The sequence below is a fragment of the Psychrobacter sp. ASPA161_6 genome, assembly GCF_051970285.1.
GTDB lineage: Bacteria > Pseudomonadota > Gammaproteobacteria > Pseudomonadales > Moraxellaceae > Psychrobacter > Psychrobacter glaciei.
In genome coordinates, this window is the sequence record NZ_JBEFNJ010000002.1 from 342,074 (window position 1) to 359,931 (window position 17,858).

Consider the following 17,858-nt stretch of genomic DNA (forward strand, 5'->3'; position numbering starts at 1 on the left):
ATGGCTAAAGAAATGGTAGCTGACGAACAAACACATTTTAGGACCTGCACATTGTGCGAGGCGATGTGCGGCGTTGAAATAAAACATGATGGCGAAAAAGTATTATCGATTAAAGGCGATAAAAACGATCCCTTTTCTCAAGGCTATATTTGTCCGAAAGCCACGGCCTTACAAGACTTGCATGAAGATCCTGACCGTTTGCGTCAACCTGTCGAAAGAACCGCTGACGGTTGGAAGGAAATCAGCTGGACGGACGCCCTAGACAAAGTAGCGGCAGGCATCCAATCAGTACAGCAAAAATACGGTCAAAACGCCTTTGGGGTGTATCTGGGAAATCCGAATGTGCACAACATGGGTGGCATGCTAACGGTCAAGCAACTATTAACCAGCCTAAAAACACGCAGTCGCTTTTCTGCCACTTCAATTGATCAGCTGCCGCATCATATCGTCAGCATGCATCTATTTGGTCACATGCTGCGTATCCCTGTGCCCGATGTGAATCGCACACAATATATGTTGATTATTGGTGGTAATCCGCTGGCCTCTAACGGCAGTATCATGACTGCGCCGAACATGCGTCAAAAGTTAAAAGATATCAAAGCTCGCGCGGGTAAAGTGGTTGTGATTGACCCAAGACGCACAGAAACCGCAGAGATTGCCAGCGAGCATCATTTTATTCGTCCCGCAACTGATGTTCTGTTATTACTGGCTATGTTGAACGAAATCTACGCGCAAGGCTATGCCAAGGTAGACAGTAGAGCGGCGGCTTTGGCCCCAGAGATTGATCGTATAGCCTCTTTTGCCAAAGACTATACGGCTGAGTCGGTAGCCAGTATTACTGGTATTACCGCACTTGAAATTAAACGTTTAGTAAAAGAGTTTTGCGAGGCTGAAAGCTCGGTCTGCTATGGTCGCATGGGTATATCGGTGCAAGAGTTCGGCTTGTTAAGCCAGTATCTGTCGATGGTCATTAATATCGTGAGCGGTCGCTTAGATGAAGTGGGCGGATTGATGTTCCCTAATCCTGCGGTCGATGTTGTCAATAGCTCGGGCCTAGGATATTTAGGCAAACGCCACAGCCGAGTAAGCAATCTGCCTGACTTCAATGGCGAGTATCCAGTGGTTGCGATGGCGGATGAGATGTTGGTAGCAGGCGAAGGTCAGTTGAAAGGATTTATGAGTGTCGCCGGCAATCCTGTCCTCAGCACCCCAAATGGTGAAAAATTAGATGAAGCCTTGTCAGGGTTGGAGTTTATGGTGTCGCTCGATTATTTTGTGACCGAAACCAGCCGTCATGCCAATATTATTTTACCACCGGTATCGCCACTAGAACGTGACCATTATGACGTGACCTTTAATGGTTTTGCCGTGCACAATGTCGCCAAATACTCGCCTGCCTTGTTTGATCGAAAAGACAATGAAAAGCATGATTGGGAGATTTATTTAGAATTGGCTGATCGTTTGGATAAAGATGCCCCAGAAGCAATACAAAAAGAACGTGCAGCGACAAAAGCGTTTGGGCCAAAGTTTTTACTCGAGCAGGGTCTCAAGTATGGGCCTTATAAAGAGGTTACCTTGGATGTGCTGATAGACAATCCGCACGGTGTTGATTTAGGGCCACTGCACAGTATGCTGCCAGAGGCCATCAAGCATGCAGACAAGCAGATTCATCTCAATGTTGATTTTTATCAAGCAGATTTAGACCGTGTAAAAGAGATGATGCAGCAATATGATGACAGTCACATTTTGCTCATTGGCCGCCGTCATGTGCGCAGCAACAACTCTTGGCTGCATAATAGCCATCGATTGGTAAAAGGAAAATCACGTTGTACGTTAATGTTACACCCTGAAACTGCTGAGCAGCATGGTATTGAAGATGGTCAAGATGTCAGAGTAACTTCTCGAGTGGGTAGCGTTATCATTGCAGCAGAAGTGACGGATGAGCTCATGCCAGGCGTTGTGAGTATTCCACATGGCTTCGGTCATGGTCGCAAAGGCGTTAAGCAGAAGATTGCGCAAGCGCATGCAGGGGTCAGTGTTAATGATCTGACAGATGATACCCTAATCGATCAGTTAAGTGGAAATGCAGCAGTGAATGGTGTGCCAGTACAATTAGAAGCGCTTGAATCAGCAACAGATGACGCATTGGCTACGGCATCATAAATCTTGATGGGCAGCACAGTAATATAAGATTTTTCCTAAATTTAAAAGAAGGCGCTTACTATAGGTAAGCGCCTTCTTTCTTTTACATAATATTTTAATACATCGTTTATCCGATTAAGCGCTCATACCGACAAAGTCAAAATCCACGTTAGGGGTTTTACCTTGGATTAATAAGCTAATTGCTTTTGCAGAGCCGCAAGCATGCGTCCAGCCTAGTGTGCCATGACCCGTGTTGAGCCATAAATTATCAAAGGTGGCACCATCGTTGCGGCTACCGTGTTTCACTTGACCGCAATGTGCCCGTCCAATGAGTGGGACATTTGAAGGTGTCATAGGCCGCAGTCCCGTCCAGTATTCTACGGAATTTGCAATAATTCCTTTGGGGAACAACTGCTGCACGCGCCGAGTAATGGCTTCACAGCGAGTGGTATTTAAGTCTAAGTTATAGCCATTAAACTCTGCGGTGCCAGCCACCCGTAACTTGTCACCCAATCGTGAGGTAACTAGCTTAAACTCATCATCAATCAAGCTAACAAAAGGCGCTAAATGCGGTGCACGGGGATTGATTTGATAAGTAGCTGAATATCCTTTGGCGGGAAAAATAGGTGCATGAATGTTCAGCGGTTTTAATAGGGAGACACTATAGCTGCCAAGCGCCAACACATGACTATCAGCACTAAAGGTCTGCGCATTTTCGCCTTTTGGGCGAATGGTAATACTGTGCACACGCGGACGGGTAGAGTCAGCATCAGTATTAAGTGCCAAAATCTCAGTATCATATAAAAACTGTACGCCAGCGTCTATGCAGCGCTGTGCCAAACGCTGGGTAAATAGATGTGCATTACCAGACTCATCACGGCTGGTATAGGTTGCGCCAGTGAGCTTATGCGCGATTGGGTAAAGCGCTGGTTCCAAACTGACAGCGTTATTGATATCAATCACGTAGCGCTCACAACCAAGCGCTTGCATGCGTTCGGTTGGTTCGATGGCAGCATCAAACTCTGCTTGGCTGGTATAAAAATGCATGATACCGCGCGTTTGCTGCTCGTAATCAATACCGATATCAGCACGCAGCTGTTGCAAAGTATCTCTCGAATACAGACCCAAGCGCACCATTTGCACGAGATTGGCATCGGCTCTATCGGCGCGGCACTCTTGCAAAAATTGCATGGCCCATTTGAGCTGGGCTTTATCTGCACGCAAGCGATAGAGTAGTGGTGCATCTTCTTTAAACAACCACTTAAGCGCTTTCATCGGAGTCGCAGGATTGGCCCAAGGCGTAGCATGCGATACTGATATTTGACCGCCATTAGCAAATGATGTCTGCATACCTGCCGCTGATTCGCGCTCAATCACGGTCACATCATAGCCTGCCTGACGTAGATACCATGCGGTGGTCACGCCCACCACGCCTGCTCCGAGTACCGCAATATGTGTCATAGGATTCTCTATGCTCATGTTAATCATGACGGTAGCGCTGTATTAAACTGCCATCACCTTTGCTGCGTCGCTTGCTTGATTCGATTTACTTCTTATTTTGGACGTGCAACATCTACCTGTAGAGCAGCTGGCAAGTCCAATATGCTCAGACCACTTTCTGCTAGCTGTTCAGGACGAGCCACGACCAGAGCGGTAAAGCCATCATCATTTTTCATCGCATTGACCACTTGGATTTTATCAAGCTTGTCACCTGCGCTTGGTGCTTCACCGGTGCCTTGTACATAGTGTAAAAATGCTTTGGGGGCAGATTTAAAATAAATACGGGCGATGACTTCTTGACCCAAGTAGCAGCCTTTATCGTAATCCATGCCGCCGCGCTGATGTAGACGCAGCTCTTGTGGTTGGAACTGGCCCTGAGTCGTAGCTACGATCCAATAATTACCAGTGGCTATGCTACATGCCATCCAATCCTGTGTGTCGGCGACGGTATTGTGATCGTCTTTATGGCTAAAAGTTGGCTCACTGGCTAATACACAAGGATAAATCGCTGCTGGGGCACTGGTTTCAAACTTTGAAAACGCCCCGTACTTATTGAGATGTGCTTGTAAAGACTCAGCACAATCGCTACTTATGACCACGTCATAATGCTTTTCTGCTTGTTTTTTGATCCAAATACCAAATTCAATACGACCTTTTAAGTTGCCGATGGCGGCTGCCTGATAGCTAAGCCCGAGTTTGGTGACGTCACAAGTCAATTGCCCTTGTAAGAACTTTTCGGCGTCCTCACCTTGAATAGTTAATTGCGAAAACTGCGGTACGGCTGATGTATTTGAAGACTGAGTCATTGTTATTATCCTTCTGATGAGAGCTTATTTATTAATAATATAGAGGGTAAATCGAAGTGATAAAAAATTATACGGGCGCTTTTATCATTGACAGTATATGTGCACATAAATCTAAATGAGGCTAAGAAGAGTACCACAAAAACCCCTGTCATAAGAAACGTCATCACTAAGCGATGGGTTAAGCGTTAAATTGGGCATAGCGTCCCATTTTCAACCGTACAAATTGGTTAAAGATGGCGAGTTACGGTACAATATTGGCTCTACAATTAACCTAATGTACGATGGCTGCCGAGGATAGAATGAGCTTACCCAATTGCCCAAAATGTGATGCTGAATATACGTATGAAGATGGTGCGTTACTGGTATGTCCTATGTGTGCTCATGAATGGACGGCAGCTGAAACTGATGCAGCGCAAGCTGAAGACCAAGATGCCGTCATTCGTGATGCTGTTGGCAATGAGCTACAAGATGGCGATGCTGTGACCGTCATCAAAGACTTAAAGGTCAAAGGCTCTTCAATTGTGATCAAAGTAGGGACTAAAGCGAAAAGTATTCGTCTGTTGCCAGATGCGACCGATGGTCATGATATCGACTGCAAACTTGATGGCTACGGACCAATGAAGCTTAAATCATCTGTTGTCAAAAAAGCTTAAGCGGCTACGTTTAATTCAAAGAATAATACTAAAATCTGATAATAATTAATCAGAAAGTTTACTTTTAATAAAATAATACAGAACCAATAAATAGAGAATAACTATGAGTACTAAAAACGAACAGCTCTTTGCGCAAGCACGCAAGCATATCCCAGGTGGTGTCAACTCACCAGTCCGCGCCTTTGCAGGGGTCGGTGGTACGCCAATCTTTATGCACCGTGCCAATGGCAGCAAAATCTATGACACCGAAGACAATGCCTATATCGATTACGTCGGCTCTTGGGGGCCAATGATTTTGGGTCATGCGCATCCAAAAGTTATTGATGCCGTTAAAAAGGCTGCCGATGATGGTTTGAGCTTTGGTACACCAACGCCGTTTGAAACCACCGTTGCTGATAAGATTTGCGAAATAGTCCCGAGCGTTGAGATGATTCGTATGACCAGCTCTGGTACAGAAGCGACCATGAGCGCGATTCGTCTGGCACGTGGTTATACCCAACGTGACAAAATCGTCAAATTTGAAGGCTGTTATCATGGTCATTCAGATAGCTTATTGGTAAAAGCAGGTTCAGGCATGCTTGATATTGGTGAACCAACATCTAAAGGTGTGCCAGCGGATTTCGCCAAGCACACGATTACGATTCCTTATAATGATCCGCAAGCGATCAAAGACTGTTTCGAAAAGTGGGGCGAAGAGATTGCCTGCGTTATCTTAGAGCCGATCGCTGGTAACATGAACATGATCATTCCGACTCAAGAATTCCATGACACCTTGCGCGCAGAGTGTACTGCCAATGGTGCGGTATTGGTATTTGATGAAGTGATGACTGGGTTTCGCGTCGGACTTGGCGGTGCACAAGCGCATTTCGGTATTGACCCAGACTTGACTTGCTTTGGTAAAATCATCGGTGCTGGCTTGCCAGTTGGTGCGTTCGGCGGTAAAAAAGACATTATGTCTTGCATTGCACCACTTGGCGGTGTCTATCAAGCCGGTACGTTATCAGGAAATCCACTCGCGATGCGTGCTGGTATTGCCATGTTTGAAGATTTGACGGCAGAGGGTTTCTATGACGAGTTAGCAGCGAAAGTAGACCATCTAGTGGATGGTTTTCAAGCGGCGGCTGACAAACATGGTATTCACTTGCGTACCAATAAATTGGGTGGCATGTTTGGTATGTTCTTTGTCAAAGATACTGAAACTGCAACGCCGAAGAACTTCGATGACGTGACAGAGTGTGACATGACCGTGTTTAATACTTTCTTCCACGGTATGCTCGATCGTGGTATTTATCTGGCACCGTCGGCTTATGAAGCGGGCTTTATGTCTATCAAGCATAGCAATGAAGATATTGATGCGTCTATCAAAGCTGCTGATGAGATATTTGCAGAAATGGCAAAAGCATAGTTTAGCTAGAGCTATTTTTTAGCTTATAAAAAAACCAGTACCGTCACTTTATGAGTGGTGCTGGTTTTTTATTGCCATTTATTTTCTACAGTCATCTATTTACTTTTGATGTTTTTAATATCGGCGTCTAATTGTACGCGTCGTTGTTGTGTATAAGTGGTCAAACAACCATTGAGCACCATTGGATAAGCACTACCGCCACGAACCGGACTGGCAGAAAACTGGCAAGCTTTGTCTCTAAAATCAATCCATGCCAACTGCACCGTTTTTAATTGCTTTTTCTCAGAGCTATTAAGTAAGCGCTGAAAATCACGGTAAGACTGGTTCAGTTTTTTGTCTTCTACGGCCAGATCAGCTGCAATACACTTGTTAATATCAGTCTGAGTATATGCATTGTCGCAGGTGTTTGCTGCGGATGCTTGAACACTGAAAAATAGCCCTGTTGACAATAAAGCAAGATAGCCGACGTTTTTAATATGGCTCATGATAAACATATAATCTCGTTACTGGTATGAAATGGCATTTAGCATAACATGGCTATATTTCGGACATATCTCAAATTTATGAGAGGTTTGGTAAATGTTCGTACGGAATTGAACCTATAGTCGATTCAATTCAAAAGTAGTACAAGGCAACCGAGTGTAGATGTATATCAAATACTTCAAGCGAGGTTAACGCAGTAACACTTTTTTAGTGGAATGACTATGTAGTTTTAAGCTGGTAGCGCCAAGTTTTTGTTCTATATACTGGTCATAAAAGGCGATTCGTATAGACCAAAAATACTGTTAATGACAGACCTAATAGAGTGACTCAACCGCTTAGAAAATTAGGATTAGAGTGTGCTATGCTGAGAAAAACTTACTCAGCAAGGACGCTAACTCATGACTACCAGCACTAATAATATGCCTAGCACTAATACGCCACCGTTATGGCAAGCTTCGTATGAGAAGTATGGGCTAAGAAATAATTTAGATGTGTTAGAAGGTAAGCACAATCTGCTGGATTTATTACAACCAAAGATAGATCAGCATAGTGATTCTGTGGCTTTTAGCATGGGACCCGCCACACTTACCTTTGCTCAATTAGATATCGCTAGTCGGCGCTTTGCTGCATTTTTACAAGCAAAAAACATCGAAAAAGGGGCACGAATTGCCGTACAGCTGCCAAATATATTGCAGTACGCGGTGGCATTGCTCGGTTGTCTGCGCGCAGGCGCAGTATTGGTCAATGTCAATCCGATGTATACCCATTATGAATTGGCACATCAGCTGACTGATTCTGAGTCCTGCGTACTCATTGTCCTTGATGGCATGGCATCCGCTTATGAGCAGCTCGATGAGGAAGTAAAAGCGCAATTGTTATTAGTCATACATTGCTCTATTGATCCCACTGTCGCACCTACCGATAACGATATCGCCTTGCTTACTCATATCGATCAGACAGCAAGTGCTACAAGCCAAGCAAATAACGCTCACGAAACCACAGGCGATGTCGCCGCAAACGATGTCGCTACAAACGATACCTCAGCACGGAGCGTCAGCTTTGCGCATATTATGAATACCTACCATGCTGAGCAATGTCAGCCCGTCACTATCGAGCGTGAAGATTTGGCTTTATTGCAGTATACGGGCGGCACGACTGGTAAGCCAAAAGGCGCGATGCTGACACACTATAATGTCATGGCCAATGTCTGTCAGTGTTATGCGATGTTTGGCAAAGCGATTGAAACCGGTCGCAGCGAGCAGATTAAAATACTCAATCCATTGCCGCTATATCATATTTTCTCATTTACAGTCTGCGGGCTGCTTGGTCTTTACGGCGGCTGGGAAGATATACTGGTCACCAATCCTCGTGATATTGATGGTCTGGTCAAGACAATTGAACAGCATCGTCCTCATGTCATTCCTTCGGTCAATACCTTGTTTATCGGGATGCTGCATCATCCAAAATTTGCAGGCCTTGATTTCAGCCGACTGGCACTCTCCATCGGTGGTGGTACAGCTATTATCAAAGCGGTCTCTGAGCAGTGGCAACAAGTCACTGGCATTATGATTCATGAAGGCTATGGCATGTCTGAGACGGCACCAGTTATCTCGTTCAATCCACCAGGGATTACGACTTTTAATGGTAGCGTGGGTCTGCCACTCGCCATGATGGACATCAAAATCATGGATGACAACGGCTCAGCGTGTGCTATCGGAACACCAGGAGAAGTAGGTATTAAGGGGCCACAAGTGATGCAGGGTTATTGGCGTCAAGACAATACGGATACCTTTAGTGCCGATGGTTATTTCAAATCAGGAGACATTGGCGTGCTGGATGAGCAAGGGTTTTTGACGCTTGTTGATCGCAAAAAAGACATGATATTGGTGTCAGGATTTAATGTGTATCCGAACGAATTAGAAGCGGCGTTGACTGAACATCCAAAAGTGCTTGAGGTAGCGGTCATTGGGATTGAAGATGCACATAGTGGAGAAGTGCCAAAAGCCTTTGTGGTCAAAAGAGATCCAAGCTTGACGGCTGAGGAGCTGGCTGCTTTTGCCAGTGAGCGTCTGACGGGCTACAAACGTCCACAGTCTTATGCGTTTATCGATGAGTTGCCAAAGACGGCAGTCGGTAAAATATTACGTAAGTCTTTACGCTAAATGAATGTGTCATTTCACTGATGAAAATGACCTGACATAAATAAAATCCTCAATACAAATTAAAAAACTGGGCTGCTATTTTTAGGAGCCCAGTTTTTTAATGCGTGCTGTATATAACGATTGAGTCTTATCGTGATTTATCAAACTTGCGATCTTTTAAACTCAAATTGCCGCGTAGCACATCGCTATACATTCGGAAGTCGCTAGCAAAGCTCTTTAACGGAAATTTAAAAGAGGCAGGTTTGTTTTTTTCAAAAAAGAAATGACCGACCCAAGCACAAGCGTAGCCTGCCACGATACCCTTTAGCAATGGCTTTGGTGAGCGGGTTTTGACCGACTTTGCCAAACCCAATAAGCCAAAACTGCTGCCTGCGAAATGCAGTCGTCGGCACGCCATATTTTGATGTTCTTCTAAATAGAAATCGTAAAACTTCTGCTCAGTGGGCGTGGCAGCTTTTACTATGTCATGGTTCACTTGGCTGTTTGTCTGAGCATTTGCTGTTTTATTGCTATGCGATGTTTGATTGGCATGCAGTGTGTGATTGGTGGTTTGATTCATTGTCGTCGCTTCCTTGCGGGTTATTTATTAATCATCCGTCCGTGGCGCTTTTTGTTACCAAAGCCGAACGGTTTTACTATGCGATGAGCACGGATTGGTTTAATAGAAAATTAGAATGGATAAGTAAGTGCTTGTTCTTTATTATAATATTTATGGTTTTTAATGTAGCAAATCACCCTGATTAACACAAGCGCCAAATGTGCTCTACTTGTCTGTGCTGGTGCGGGGCTTTAGCCAAGTGTGCGTCTTACTTGCCAGTGTTTGGCATAAATGCTTTAATGGCGAAACTCGCTGTGATTCGTTCAGTGATATAAGCTATTCATAGAGCAATTTTCTTATATTTCAGCAAATATCCTATCCTTTTTATCTAACACGGTAACGATATCTCCTATGCCTAATGACTATTTAGCAAACCCACCAATCGCCGAAGATGAAATGATGGCAGCCATTGATATTGGTTCGAACAGCTTTCATTTGGCCATTGCGCGTCTCGATCATGGTGAGGTACGAAAAGTGGTTTCCATGTCTGAAAAGGTGCAGTTGGCGGCAGGATTGGACAAAAATAATATCTTGGAGGCGGCAGCTGAGCAACGCGGACTTGAGTGCTTAAGTCGGTTTGTGGCTCGCCTCGATTCGGTGCCTGCCGAGCGCATCCGCGTGGTGGCGACCAATGCTCTGCGCCAAGCTAAGAATGCGAATGACTTTATTACCCGTGCCAATAAAATCTTACCCAAGCCGATCGAAATCATCGCTGGACGAGAAGAGGCACGTTTGATTTATTTGGGCGTGTCACACACCAATGCCAGTAGTGATAAGCGTTTGGTCGTCGATATCGGCGGTGGTTCGACCGAGTTCATCATTGGTCAAGAGTTTGACCCGCTATTGACCGAAAGCTTACAAATGGGCTGCGTTGCCTTTACCAAAAGATATTTTGATGACGGGCAGATTACCAAAGAAGCGTTTAACAATGCCATATCAGGCGCACGCAAAGAAGTATTGGCGATTAACGGGCGCTATCAAAAGACGGGCTGGAGCAGCGTGGTTGGCTCTAGTGGCACAATTAAAGCGGTGCGTAACGTGCTTGTCTCTAAAGGTTGGGCGGATGAGCAAGAACGCATTACTTATAAAGGCGTCAAAAAACTAGAAAAATTATTGATTAAGATTGGCAATGTCAATGATATTGAGCTTGAAGGCGTCAAGGAGCATCGCAAGGCCGTCTTCCCTGCAGGCGTGGCAGTGCTGCGTGCAGTTATGAAAGTGCTGGGCATTGAGACTATGACCTATTCTGATGGCGCGTTACGCGAAGGCGTCATGTATGACATGCTCGGGCGCTTTGCTAGTGAAGATGTGCGTGACCGTAGTGTGCTCGCGCTGATTAAACGATACTCAGGGGATAAAAAACAAGCCAAGCAGGTGGTAAAAACCAGTCGTAATCTGTTTGAGCAAGTGAAGGCGAAGCTGTCACTCAGTAGCGACGATTGCGATTTGCTCAGGCGAGCGGCGTTTTTACATGAGATAGGATTGGCGATTAGCCATAGCAGCTACCACAAACACAGCGCTTACTTGCTTGAACACTCTGATATTCCCGGGTTTTCACAAGTAGATCAAAAGCGTATGGCGCAGCTGATGCTTAATCATCGTCGCAAGCTCAAGTCGGATATGTTAGAGCAGACTTGTACTATTGGCGGTGATTCGCTGGTTTATCTATGCTTATTGTTACGGTTAGCAGTACTCGCGCATCACAGTCGTAGCGATAACGAATTACCAACGCTGCAGCTTCAAGTCATTGATACCAACTGCTGGCAAATCACAGTGACCGATAATAATGAGCATTATGCTTTTCTATTGTCAGATTTGCACAATGAGGTCGAGCAGTTTGCTAAGTGGGGCGTGACGTTAAGCGTGGTCGAGGCATAAGTGCTGAGCGCTAGCATTGAGTCGTTACTATTGTGATGAGTAAGCTACAGATTAACGTAACAAAAGCGGCTTTGTCGGTAATGTCATGCCATTTAAGATGTGCTACTATAGCTTCTATTGAGTTTACAACTGTACTTTTATTATCTACAAACCGATAACGATGCTATTGTTAAATATAATTATTAAAGGGAAAGGTCTATGAGCACTGTCTGGGATAGTGTGCAGCTTGCACGGCACGCCAAGCGTCCATTATTTATGGACTATGTTAATCAGCTGTTTACCGAATTTGATGAGCTGCACGGCGACCGTGCGTTTGCTGATGATAAAGCCATCTTGGGCGGGCTTGCGCGCTTTGACGGTATGCCAGTAATGGTGATTGGTCAACATCGCGGTCGCAGTACTCGCGAGCGTATCGCCCATAACTTTGGTATGGCCAATCCTGAAGGTTATCGCAAAGTGATTCGCTTGGTAAAAATGGCGGAGCGTTTTAATATTCCCGTGATGACCTTTGTTGATACTCAAGGCGCGTACCCTGGTATCGGCGCGGAAGAGCGTGGACAAGCGCAAGCCATTGCCGAAAGCATCGCAGTGTTTTCTAGCTTAAAAGTACCTATTATCGTGACCATTATCGGTGAAGGTGGTTCAGGTGGCGCATTAGCGATTGGTGTGGGTGATAAGGTAAATATGCTGCAAAACAGTATTTACTCAGTTATCTCTCCGGAAGGCTGTGCCTCTATCTTGTGGAAAACGGCCGAAAAAGCACAAGATGCCAGTGAAGCCTTAAAATTAAATGCCATTAATTTATATCAAATGGGTTTAATTGATGCCGTCATCGAAGAGGGTGAAGGCGCTCATATTCAGCCACAGCCAGTCATGATTGCATTGAAAGCACTCATTGCTGAGCAGTTAGATGAGCTTAAGGATTTAGATGCGCATGAGCGTTGCGAGCTACGCTATGAGAAGCTAAAAACTTTTAACTCAGAAGTGATGTTGCCTGCTTAATTGGTTGCTACGGCGCCTTTATTGTTAAGTCTCTACTACTTAATAATAGGCTTTTCATATTAGAGCCTGAATCTTAATGCTAAAATAAAAACGTGTCATTTAATGGCGCGTTTTTTTATGGCTGTTAGTATATGAAGCATCTAACGTAACTACAAATAAGGCTGATTATGACCAGCAGCGCAATCATCTCGCATCCTATTAAATCAATTGCCGATTTGCCAGTCGATGAGACACTAGCAACCGCGTTATTGACCAGTTTGGCTGAGTACAGTGAGCAGCTGCATGGTCGACGACTTTGGCTGGCTTGTAGTGGCGGGCGCGATTCATTGGCACTGGCGGCATTGTGTGTGCAACTCTATCGCCAAGGTAAATTGCCATTTTTACCGCAATTACTGCATGTTAATCATGGTTTGCAAGCGGATAGTGGTGCTTGGGCGAAACATGTCGCTGATTGGGCAGAGGTGCAAAAAATACCGTGTCAGATTTTACATGCGCAAGTGAACGGTCATGATGAGCAGGCGGCACGGCAAGCACGCTACGGTGTCATGCGAGCGCAACTCAATCAAGATGATGTATTGCTCTTAGCGCATCATGCCGATGACCAAGCAGAAACGGTATTGATGCGGCTGATTCAGGGCGCTGGGGTGAATGGGCTCTCAGGCATACAGCCGTGGTGCATCCAAACGCAGGGCACACATCGTATGGCACTATGGCGGCCTTGGCTGACCGTCCAACGTGCCAGTATTAGCACCTATGCCCAGCATTTAAAACTGCCCTATATCGACGACCCGACCAATGATGTTGGCGACAATGTACGCAGTGGACTGCGCCGTGATGTCATGCCAGCACTGACAAAATATAATCCCAACGTCATTGATAACATTGCTCGAAGTGCGCAGCTACTAAGCGATGCGCAAGCGACTGTCAGCGCTCAATCAGCAAAAGACATGCATCACACAGCTAGTAGTTCGCTACAGTTACCACCTGCGCAGCGTGTGCTAAATATTGATGAGCTACAGAAACTACCGCTTTATCGGAAGCGTCAATTATTGCATCATTGGCTCGGTCAAGATGAGCCATTGCCGCCCGCTAAGCAGCTAGTCGATGATGTACTACATCTAAGCCAACGTGATGATAATGATCACCAAACGGAACTTTTTTGGCAAGCTCGTAAGCATGCGTATACTATTCGTCGTTATCGGCAGCAGCTTTATCGTCTAAGCAATGATTGGTTGGCATGGCTTAACATGCCGCTTAATGAACAAACCCAAACGTTAGCCCCTGCCAATCTGTCCAACATTCCTAGCAATGGCTTATCTGAGAATAATTTGGCACCGATTCATTTACGAACGAGCACCGACTTTACTTGGCAGTTGCAGATATCACCTCAGGCATTGACACAGTTATTAGACAATACGGAAGATGAGCATGCGTTACAGACAGTAGTGAAGATAACAGCACTAGATCGCAAGCAGCGCTTACAGACTGCATTGGCATCGCGCCCACAATCAGGAAAAAAACTGTATCAAACGTTGGGCATTCCATCATGGCTACGTGAGAGTTTAATAGTGGTTAGTGTAATGTGTATTCATACAGATGAAGAATTGCCGTTATTGCTAGTATCGCCATTTGAAAGTTGGGTGCTAGGGAGTGATCATTCAGGTATTCATTTCGACGACAATCAGTTGGCAAAATATATTGAGAGTAATCTCAGCCTAAATAAGAGAGTCTGAATAATTACTGAGTTCATTCTAATGTAACGATAGCATTAGGCGCGACAGCATAACGAGCATAACGGGTACTTTGAATTTATCAAACGGTCGTAGTAGCAGTATGGTAAACTGAGTGTCATTTTAAATGCCATTATGTTACTTTGATTACCTTTGAATTTTTTGAGTAGGAGACATGTATGTCAGTATTAGATAATAAGAAAATTAGCTTCATCGGTGGCGGAAATATGGCGCAGGCTTTGATTAGCGGGCTTGTGAGCTGCGGTATCAAACCGAGTTTAATTACTGTTGCTGATCCTAGTAGCGAGGCTCGCGAGCAACTGGCTGCTAAAGGGTTGAATACGGTTGACCCCACTGTAGATGCAACTGCTGCTATTATCGATGCTGACATTGTGGTACTGGCAGTAAAACCGCAAGTGATGAAACCGGTTGTGAGCGCTTTTGCCGATGTGTTAGACAAGCAATTGGTGATTTCGGTCGCGGCAGGTTTATCGACGGATATTTTGTCAGGCATGCTAGGTGGCTATAGTAACATCGTGCGCGCGATGCCAAATACACCTGCCATGATTCAGATGGGTGCGACCGGTCTGTATGGTACGGATGATATCTCTACGGAACAAAAGCAGTTAGCAACCGCGGTGATGGAAGCGTCGGGTCTGGTCATGTGGGTTGATGAGGAAGAGCATATGCATGCAGTCACAGCCGTGTCAGGGTCAGCGCCAGCATATATGTTTTATATCATCGAATCGATGGTCGATGGGGCAGTTGCTTTAGGTTTAGATAAAGAACAAGCCTCAGCATTGGCCATGCAAACCATGCTAGGCGCGGCAAAAATGGCAATGGATAGTGATGATGCGCCTGCTGAGCTACGCCGCAAAGTCACGTCACCGAACGGTACGACTCAAGCTGCGGTAGAATCAATGCAAGCCAATGAGATTGGTCGCCAAATCGGTGAAGCCATGCAAGCTTGTTATGACCGTAGCCAAGCGCTTAGCGAAGAGATGAAATAATACCAATAGCCACCAGATACAACCAGCCACTTTGAGAGTGGCTGTCATCATAAATGGTTAATACTGGTCTCGATTATTCGTCTTTTATTAATTTTGTTGTTATTAGCGTACAAGCCCATTGAGTAGCAATTCATGAACAACCTGTTATTTCAAATTTTTGATTTGGTCACCACCTTCGCTATGATGTTGGTCTTCATCCGTTTTATGCTGCAGTTTGCAGGGATGGATGCTAGCAATCCGATGATTGCTCCGGCTTACAAAGCGACTCATATCGTCGATGTGTTTGGGCGTATTTTCCCAACTGTCGGGCAAGGTCGTATCAGTATTGCCGCCATCGTGCTGATGTTTTTGATACGCCTGATTGATATCTCTGGTAAAGCCGCGCTGACCCATAAAGGCATCGCACCTGTCCCGCTATTTTTTACGGGTACCATCAGCTTGATATTAGACTTTTTGCGCATGTGTCGCTATTTGGTCATCGGCTCTATTATTGTGAGCTGGATTGTTGTGTTCACTAAATCTGAGCATCCTATTATTGGTATCATCATTAATTTGGCTGAGCCAATCTTAGCGCCCTTTCGCCGTATCACACCAAATTTAGGCATGCTTGACTTGTCACCTATGGTCGCCTTTTTTGCTTTTATTTTGCTCGAAATGCTCATTGGTGGTTTGGCAGCGAGCTTTATGCCGATGTTGGGCTAGTAAAATAAAGACAGAAAGCTAAGAAAAGATTCGCTAAAAAAGACGCTCTATTAATATAGAGCGTCTTTTTTTATTTATCGTTTATAGATTATTCTGAAAGTCTATAAAACGATTGGGTATCAATTGGGCTTGGTTATCCTCAGGGTGCGGAGCATCAGCCGCACGCAGGGTTTGTGTAATCCAGCTATCGGCTGCCTTGACCGCATCGATAAGCACGTCTCCCATCGCCAATCGTCCAGCGATAAAGCTAGCCAGCGAGCAGCCAGAGCCATGAAATTCACCTGTTAGGCGTGGTAAAGTGCTTTTATGCACCATATCACCTTGTACATATAGATATTGCTCGATATCACCGCTATCAAAATCGTGTGAGGTTTTGACCAATACGGCATAAGACCCTTGTGCGCACAGTTTTTTCGCAGCTGTATGCAAGTCTTGCTCACCGCTCAAGGCTCGCAGTTCATAAGTGTTTGGGGTAATTAGAGTGGCATAGGGCAGCAGCTTCTTGAAAGCGGCAACCAACGTCTGCTCGTCACCTAAGCTACCACCACTATTGGCAACCAATACTGGGTCTAGTACAAAAGAGGTGTGTTTCTTGATAACTTTATTAGCGAATAATCTAGTCATCATTTTTATATTATCAGTAGTGCCGAGCATGCCCGATTTGATAACCTTTACTGGCAAATCATCGAGCACTGCCATAGCTTGATTTCTGACTAATTCAGCGCTACAAGCTTCAAAACCAAAAACTTGCTGCGAGCTTTGTATGGTAATGGCTGTACAAGCAATGGCAGCATGACCACCTGCTTGACCAATGGCTTCGATGTCTGCTTGTAATCCAGCACCGCCTGAGGGATCCAATCCTGAAAAACACAGTACTACTGGTCGCATAATATTTCCTTTGACATAATCTAAAATGAGTAACAAATACTATAGACACCCACTACTAAAAAAGCCATAGCAGGTTAGAGGTTGTGTATAGACGGTCAATCCATCAATCAATAACAACGCATACCAAACCCAAAAAGTACGATTAGCGGTGTCAAACTCGTTTAGTCTACAATGCGTAGCACTTACACTCGTTTTCCTTGCTACTCTAATTTTTGTGAATGGTATCAGATTAGGCTGACTGCTCTAAACCTCGTTTTTACTGATTACTCTGGTACTTTGGTCGTTCAAGAGGGTATAAGGCGATGTAAACAAATAAATATGATAAAAATCGCATTAAATCTGTAGACAACGCTTGCAATTCGTTTCGGCTTTGCTATAATACTCGCCCACGGGATAAGACGTATTATCAGCAATAATACTATTTTTTAGAACTTAAAAAGTCTTACATCGTTTGGTGAAGTGGGTGAGTGGCTGAAACCAGTTCCCTGCTAAGGAACCATACGTTTGCGCGTATCGAGGGTTCGAATCCCTCCTTCACCTCCATTTATAGTGTTGTTTTTAGAGTAGTATCGAAAAAATTAGTGGTTGATTTTTTATCATTTAAAAAGTAATTTGATTTTAATGAATAAATATGTTGACACAAGCGATATTATCTATATAATGACCAACCTAATTTACTACAAAGTTATTTACTGCGTAGTGAATGATGTGCAAAGTACGCGCTTGTAGCTCAGTTGGATAGAGCACTTGGCTACGAACTAAGGGGTCGGGAGTTCGAATCTCTCCAAGCGCACCATTTGCATTATCACTTCTTTAACCCAGTTAAAGAAACATTAAAATAATCGCCTGTCTTATGACAATTTGGCGGTTTTTTTATGTCTACAGTTTTTATAAAACTA

The 17,858-nt window shown here is 44.7% G+C and carries 14 protein-coding genes and 2 tRNA genes; 11 read left to right on the forward strand and 5 right to left on the reverse strand.

All coding sequences use genetic code 11. The annotated features are described in order from the left end of the window. The gene (locus tag ACTQ9T_RS07525; RefSeq protein WP_440464656.1) at positions 1-2,163 is read left to right on the forward strand and encodes a molybdopterin oxidoreductase family protein; all 2,163 of its coding nucleotides are present in this window, start codon (positions 1-3) and stop codon (positions 2,161-2,163) included. 114 nt (positions 2,164-2,277) lie between these two features. Here the strand turns inward: ACTQ9T_RS07525 and ACTQ9T_RS07530 are convergent, their stop codons facing one another. Beyond that, the gene (locus ACTQ9T_RS07530; protein WP_440464657.1) at positions 2,278-3,603 is read right to left on the reverse strand and encodes a D-amino acid dehydrogenase; all 1,326 of its coding nucleotides are present in this window, start codon (positions 3,601-3,603) and stop codon (positions 2,278-2,280) included. A 92-nt stretch (positions 3,604-3,695) separates the two neighbouring features. Next, positions 3,696-4,448, reverse strand: a complete 753-nt coding sequence (gene ygfZ, locus ACTQ9T_RS07535; RefSeq protein WP_440464658.1) for a CAF17-like 4Fe-4S cluster assembly/insertion protein YgfZ — start codon at positions 4,446-4,448, stop codon at positions 3,696-3,698. Positions 4,449-4,747: 299 nt separating this feature from the next. Here ygfZ and ACTQ9T_RS07540 point away from each other — a divergent pair, with 299 nt between their 5' ends. Together ACTQ9T_RS07540 and hemL are read left to right on the forward strand one after the other, a co-directional pair. After that, a complete protein-coding gene (locus ACTQ9T_RS07540; RefSeq protein ID WP_057758016.1) occupies positions 4,748-5,101 on the forward strand; it encodes a zinc ribbon domain-containing protein YjdM in 354 nt (117 codons plus the stop codon). Positions 5,102-5,204: 103 nt separating this feature from the next. Further along, on the forward strand, positions 5,205-6,506 hold the full coding sequence (gene hemL / locus ACTQ9T_RS07545; RefSeq protein WP_440464659.1) for a glutamate-1-semialdehyde 2,1-aminomutase: 1,302 nt from the start codon (positions 5,205-5,207) through the stop codon (positions 6,504-6,506). 95 nt (positions 6,507-6,601) lie between these two features. Here hemL and ACTQ9T_RS07550 read toward each other — a convergent pair whose 3' ends face one another. Then, positions 6,602-6,991 carry a lysozyme inhibitor LprI family protein gene (locus ACTQ9T_RS07550; protein WP_440464660.1) on the reverse strand — a complete coding sequence of 130 codons (390 nt, stop codon included), beginning with the start codon at positions 6,989-6,991 and terminating at the stop codon, positions 6,602-6,604. Between the two features lie 396 nt (positions 6,992-7,387). Between ACTQ9T_RS07550 and ACTQ9T_RS07555 the strand changes: the two genes are divergently transcribed. Beyond that, positions 7,388-9,151 carry an AMP-binding protein gene (locus tag ACTQ9T_RS07555; protein ID WP_440464661.1) on the forward strand — a complete coding sequence of 588 codons (1,764 nt, stop codon included), beginning with the start codon at positions 7,388-7,390 and terminating at the stop codon, positions 9,149-9,151. Between the two features lie 127 nt (positions 9,152-9,278). On the opposite strand, the gene ACTQ9T_RS07560 is transcribed toward ACTQ9T_RS07555, so the two are convergent. Beyond that, positions 9,279-9,710 carry an Mpo1-like protein gene (locus ACTQ9T_RS07560; RefSeq protein WP_440464662.1) on the reverse strand — a complete coding sequence of 144 codons (432 nt, stop codon included), beginning with the start codon at positions 9,708-9,710 and terminating at the stop codon, positions 9,279-9,281. 390 nt (positions 9,711-10,100) lie between these two features. On the opposite strand from ACTQ9T_RS07560, the gene ppx reads away from it, so the two are divergent. The 5 genes from ppx to ACTQ9T_RS07585 all read left to right on the forward strand — a co-directional run bounded on the left by ppx (position 10,101) and on the right by ACTQ9T_RS07585 (position 16,071). Beyond that, a complete protein-coding gene (gene ppx, locus ACTQ9T_RS07565; protein ID WP_189583278.1) occupies positions 10,101-11,627 on the forward strand; it encodes an exopolyphosphatase in 1,527 nt (508 codons plus the stop codon). Between the two features lie 198 nt (positions 11,628-11,825). After that, positions 11,826-12,629, forward strand: a complete 804-nt coding sequence (locus tag ACTQ9T_RS07570) for an acetyl-CoA carboxylase carboxyltransferase subunit alpha (protein WP_352309658.1) — start codon at positions 11,826-11,828, stop codon at positions 12,627-12,629. 167 nt (positions 12,630-12,796) lie between these two features. Beyond that, the gene (tilS, locus tag ACTQ9T_RS07575; protein ID WP_440464663.1) at positions 12,797-14,362 is read left to right on the forward strand and encodes a tRNA lysidine(34) synthetase TilS; all 1,566 of its coding nucleotides are present in this window, start codon (positions 12,797-12,799) and stop codon (positions 14,360-14,362) included. 176 nt (positions 14,363-14,538) lie between these two features. Then, complete coding sequence (gene proC / locus ACTQ9T_RS07580; protein WP_189583258.1) at positions 14,539-15,369, forward strand: pyrroline-5-carboxylate reductase; 831 nt, start codon at positions 14,539-14,541, stop codon at positions 15,367-15,369. Positions 15,370-15,501: 132 nt separating this feature from the next. Then, positions 15,502-16,071, forward strand: a complete 570-nt coding sequence (locus ACTQ9T_RS07585) for a YggT family protein (RefSeq protein WP_010196074.1) — start codon at positions 15,502-15,504, stop codon at positions 16,069-16,071. An 81-nt stretch (positions 16,072-16,152) separates the two neighbouring features. Here the strand turns inward: ACTQ9T_RS07585 and ACTQ9T_RS07590 are convergent, their stop codons facing one another. Beyond that, complete coding sequence (locus tag ACTQ9T_RS07590) at positions 16,153-16,959, reverse strand: hydroxymethylpyrimidine/phosphomethylpyrimidine kinase (RefSeq protein ID WP_440464664.1); 807 nt, start codon at positions 16,957-16,959, stop codon at positions 16,153-16,155. A 453-nt stretch (positions 16,960-17,412) separates the two neighbouring features. Here ACTQ9T_RS07590 and ACTQ9T_RS07595 point away from each other — a divergent pair. Continuing rightward, positions 17,413-17,502 (forward strand) — tRNA-Ser (locus tag ACTQ9T_RS07595). Between the two features lie 176 nt (positions 17,503-17,678). Then, positions 17,679-17,755 (forward strand) — tRNA-Arg (locus tag ACTQ9T_RS07600). The last annotated feature ends 103 nt before the right edge of the window (positions 17,756-17,858 follow it).

Bases quoted from the DNA above. Each gene is read 5' to 3' on its own strand.
- ACTQ9T_RS07525 (WP_440464656.1), top strand. From the start codon at position 1: ATGGCTAAAGAAATGGTAGCTGACGAACAAACACATTTTAGGACCTGC.
- ACTQ9T_RS07530 (WP_440464657.1), bottom strand. From the start codon at position 3,603: ATGACACATATTGCGGTACTCGGAGCAGGCGTGGTGGGCGTGACCACC.
- ygfZ (WP_440464658.1), bottom strand. From the start codon at position 4,448: ATGACTCAGTCTTCAAATACATCAGCCGTACCGCAGTTTTCGCAATTA.
- ACTQ9T_RS07540 (WP_057758016.1), top strand. From the start codon at position 4,748: ATGAGCTTACCCAATTGCCCAAAATGTGATGCTGAATATACGTATGAA.
- hemL (WP_440464659.1), top strand. From the start codon at position 5,205: ATGAGTACTAAAAACGAACAGCTCTTTGCGCAAGCACGCAAGCATATC.
- ACTQ9T_RS07550 (WP_440464660.1), bottom strand. From the start codon at position 6,991: ATGAGCCATATTAAAAACGTCGGCTATCTTGCTTTATTGTCAACAGGG.
- ACTQ9T_RS07555 (WP_440464661.1), top strand. From the start codon at position 7,388: ATGACTACCAGCACTAATAATATGCCTAGCACTAATACGCCACCGTTA.
- ACTQ9T_RS07560 (WP_440464662.1), bottom strand. From the start codon at position 9,710: ATGAATCAAACCACCAATCACACACTGCATGCCAATCAAACATCGCAT.
- ppx (WP_189583278.1), top strand. From the start codon at position 10,101: ATGCCTAATGACTATTTAGCAAACCCACCAATCGCCGAAGATGAAATG.
- ACTQ9T_RS07570 (WP_352309658.1), top strand. From the start codon at position 11,826: ATGAGCACTGTCTGGGATAGTGTGCAGCTTGCACGGCACGCCAAGCGT.
- tilS (WP_440464663.1), top strand. From the start codon at position 12,797: ATGACCAGCAGCGCAATCATCTCGCATCCTATTAAATCAATTGCCGAT.
- proC (WP_189583258.1), top strand. From the start codon at position 14,539: ATGTCAGTATTAGATAATAAGAAAATTAGCTTCATCGGTGGCGGAAAT.
- ACTQ9T_RS07585 (WP_010196074.1), top strand. From the start codon at position 15,502: ATGAACAACCTGTTATTTCAAATTTTTGATTTGGTCACCACCTTCGCT.
- ACTQ9T_RS07590 (WP_440464664.1), bottom strand. From the start codon at position 16,959: ATGCGACCAGTAGTACTGTGTTTTTCAGGATTGGATCCCTCAGGCGGT.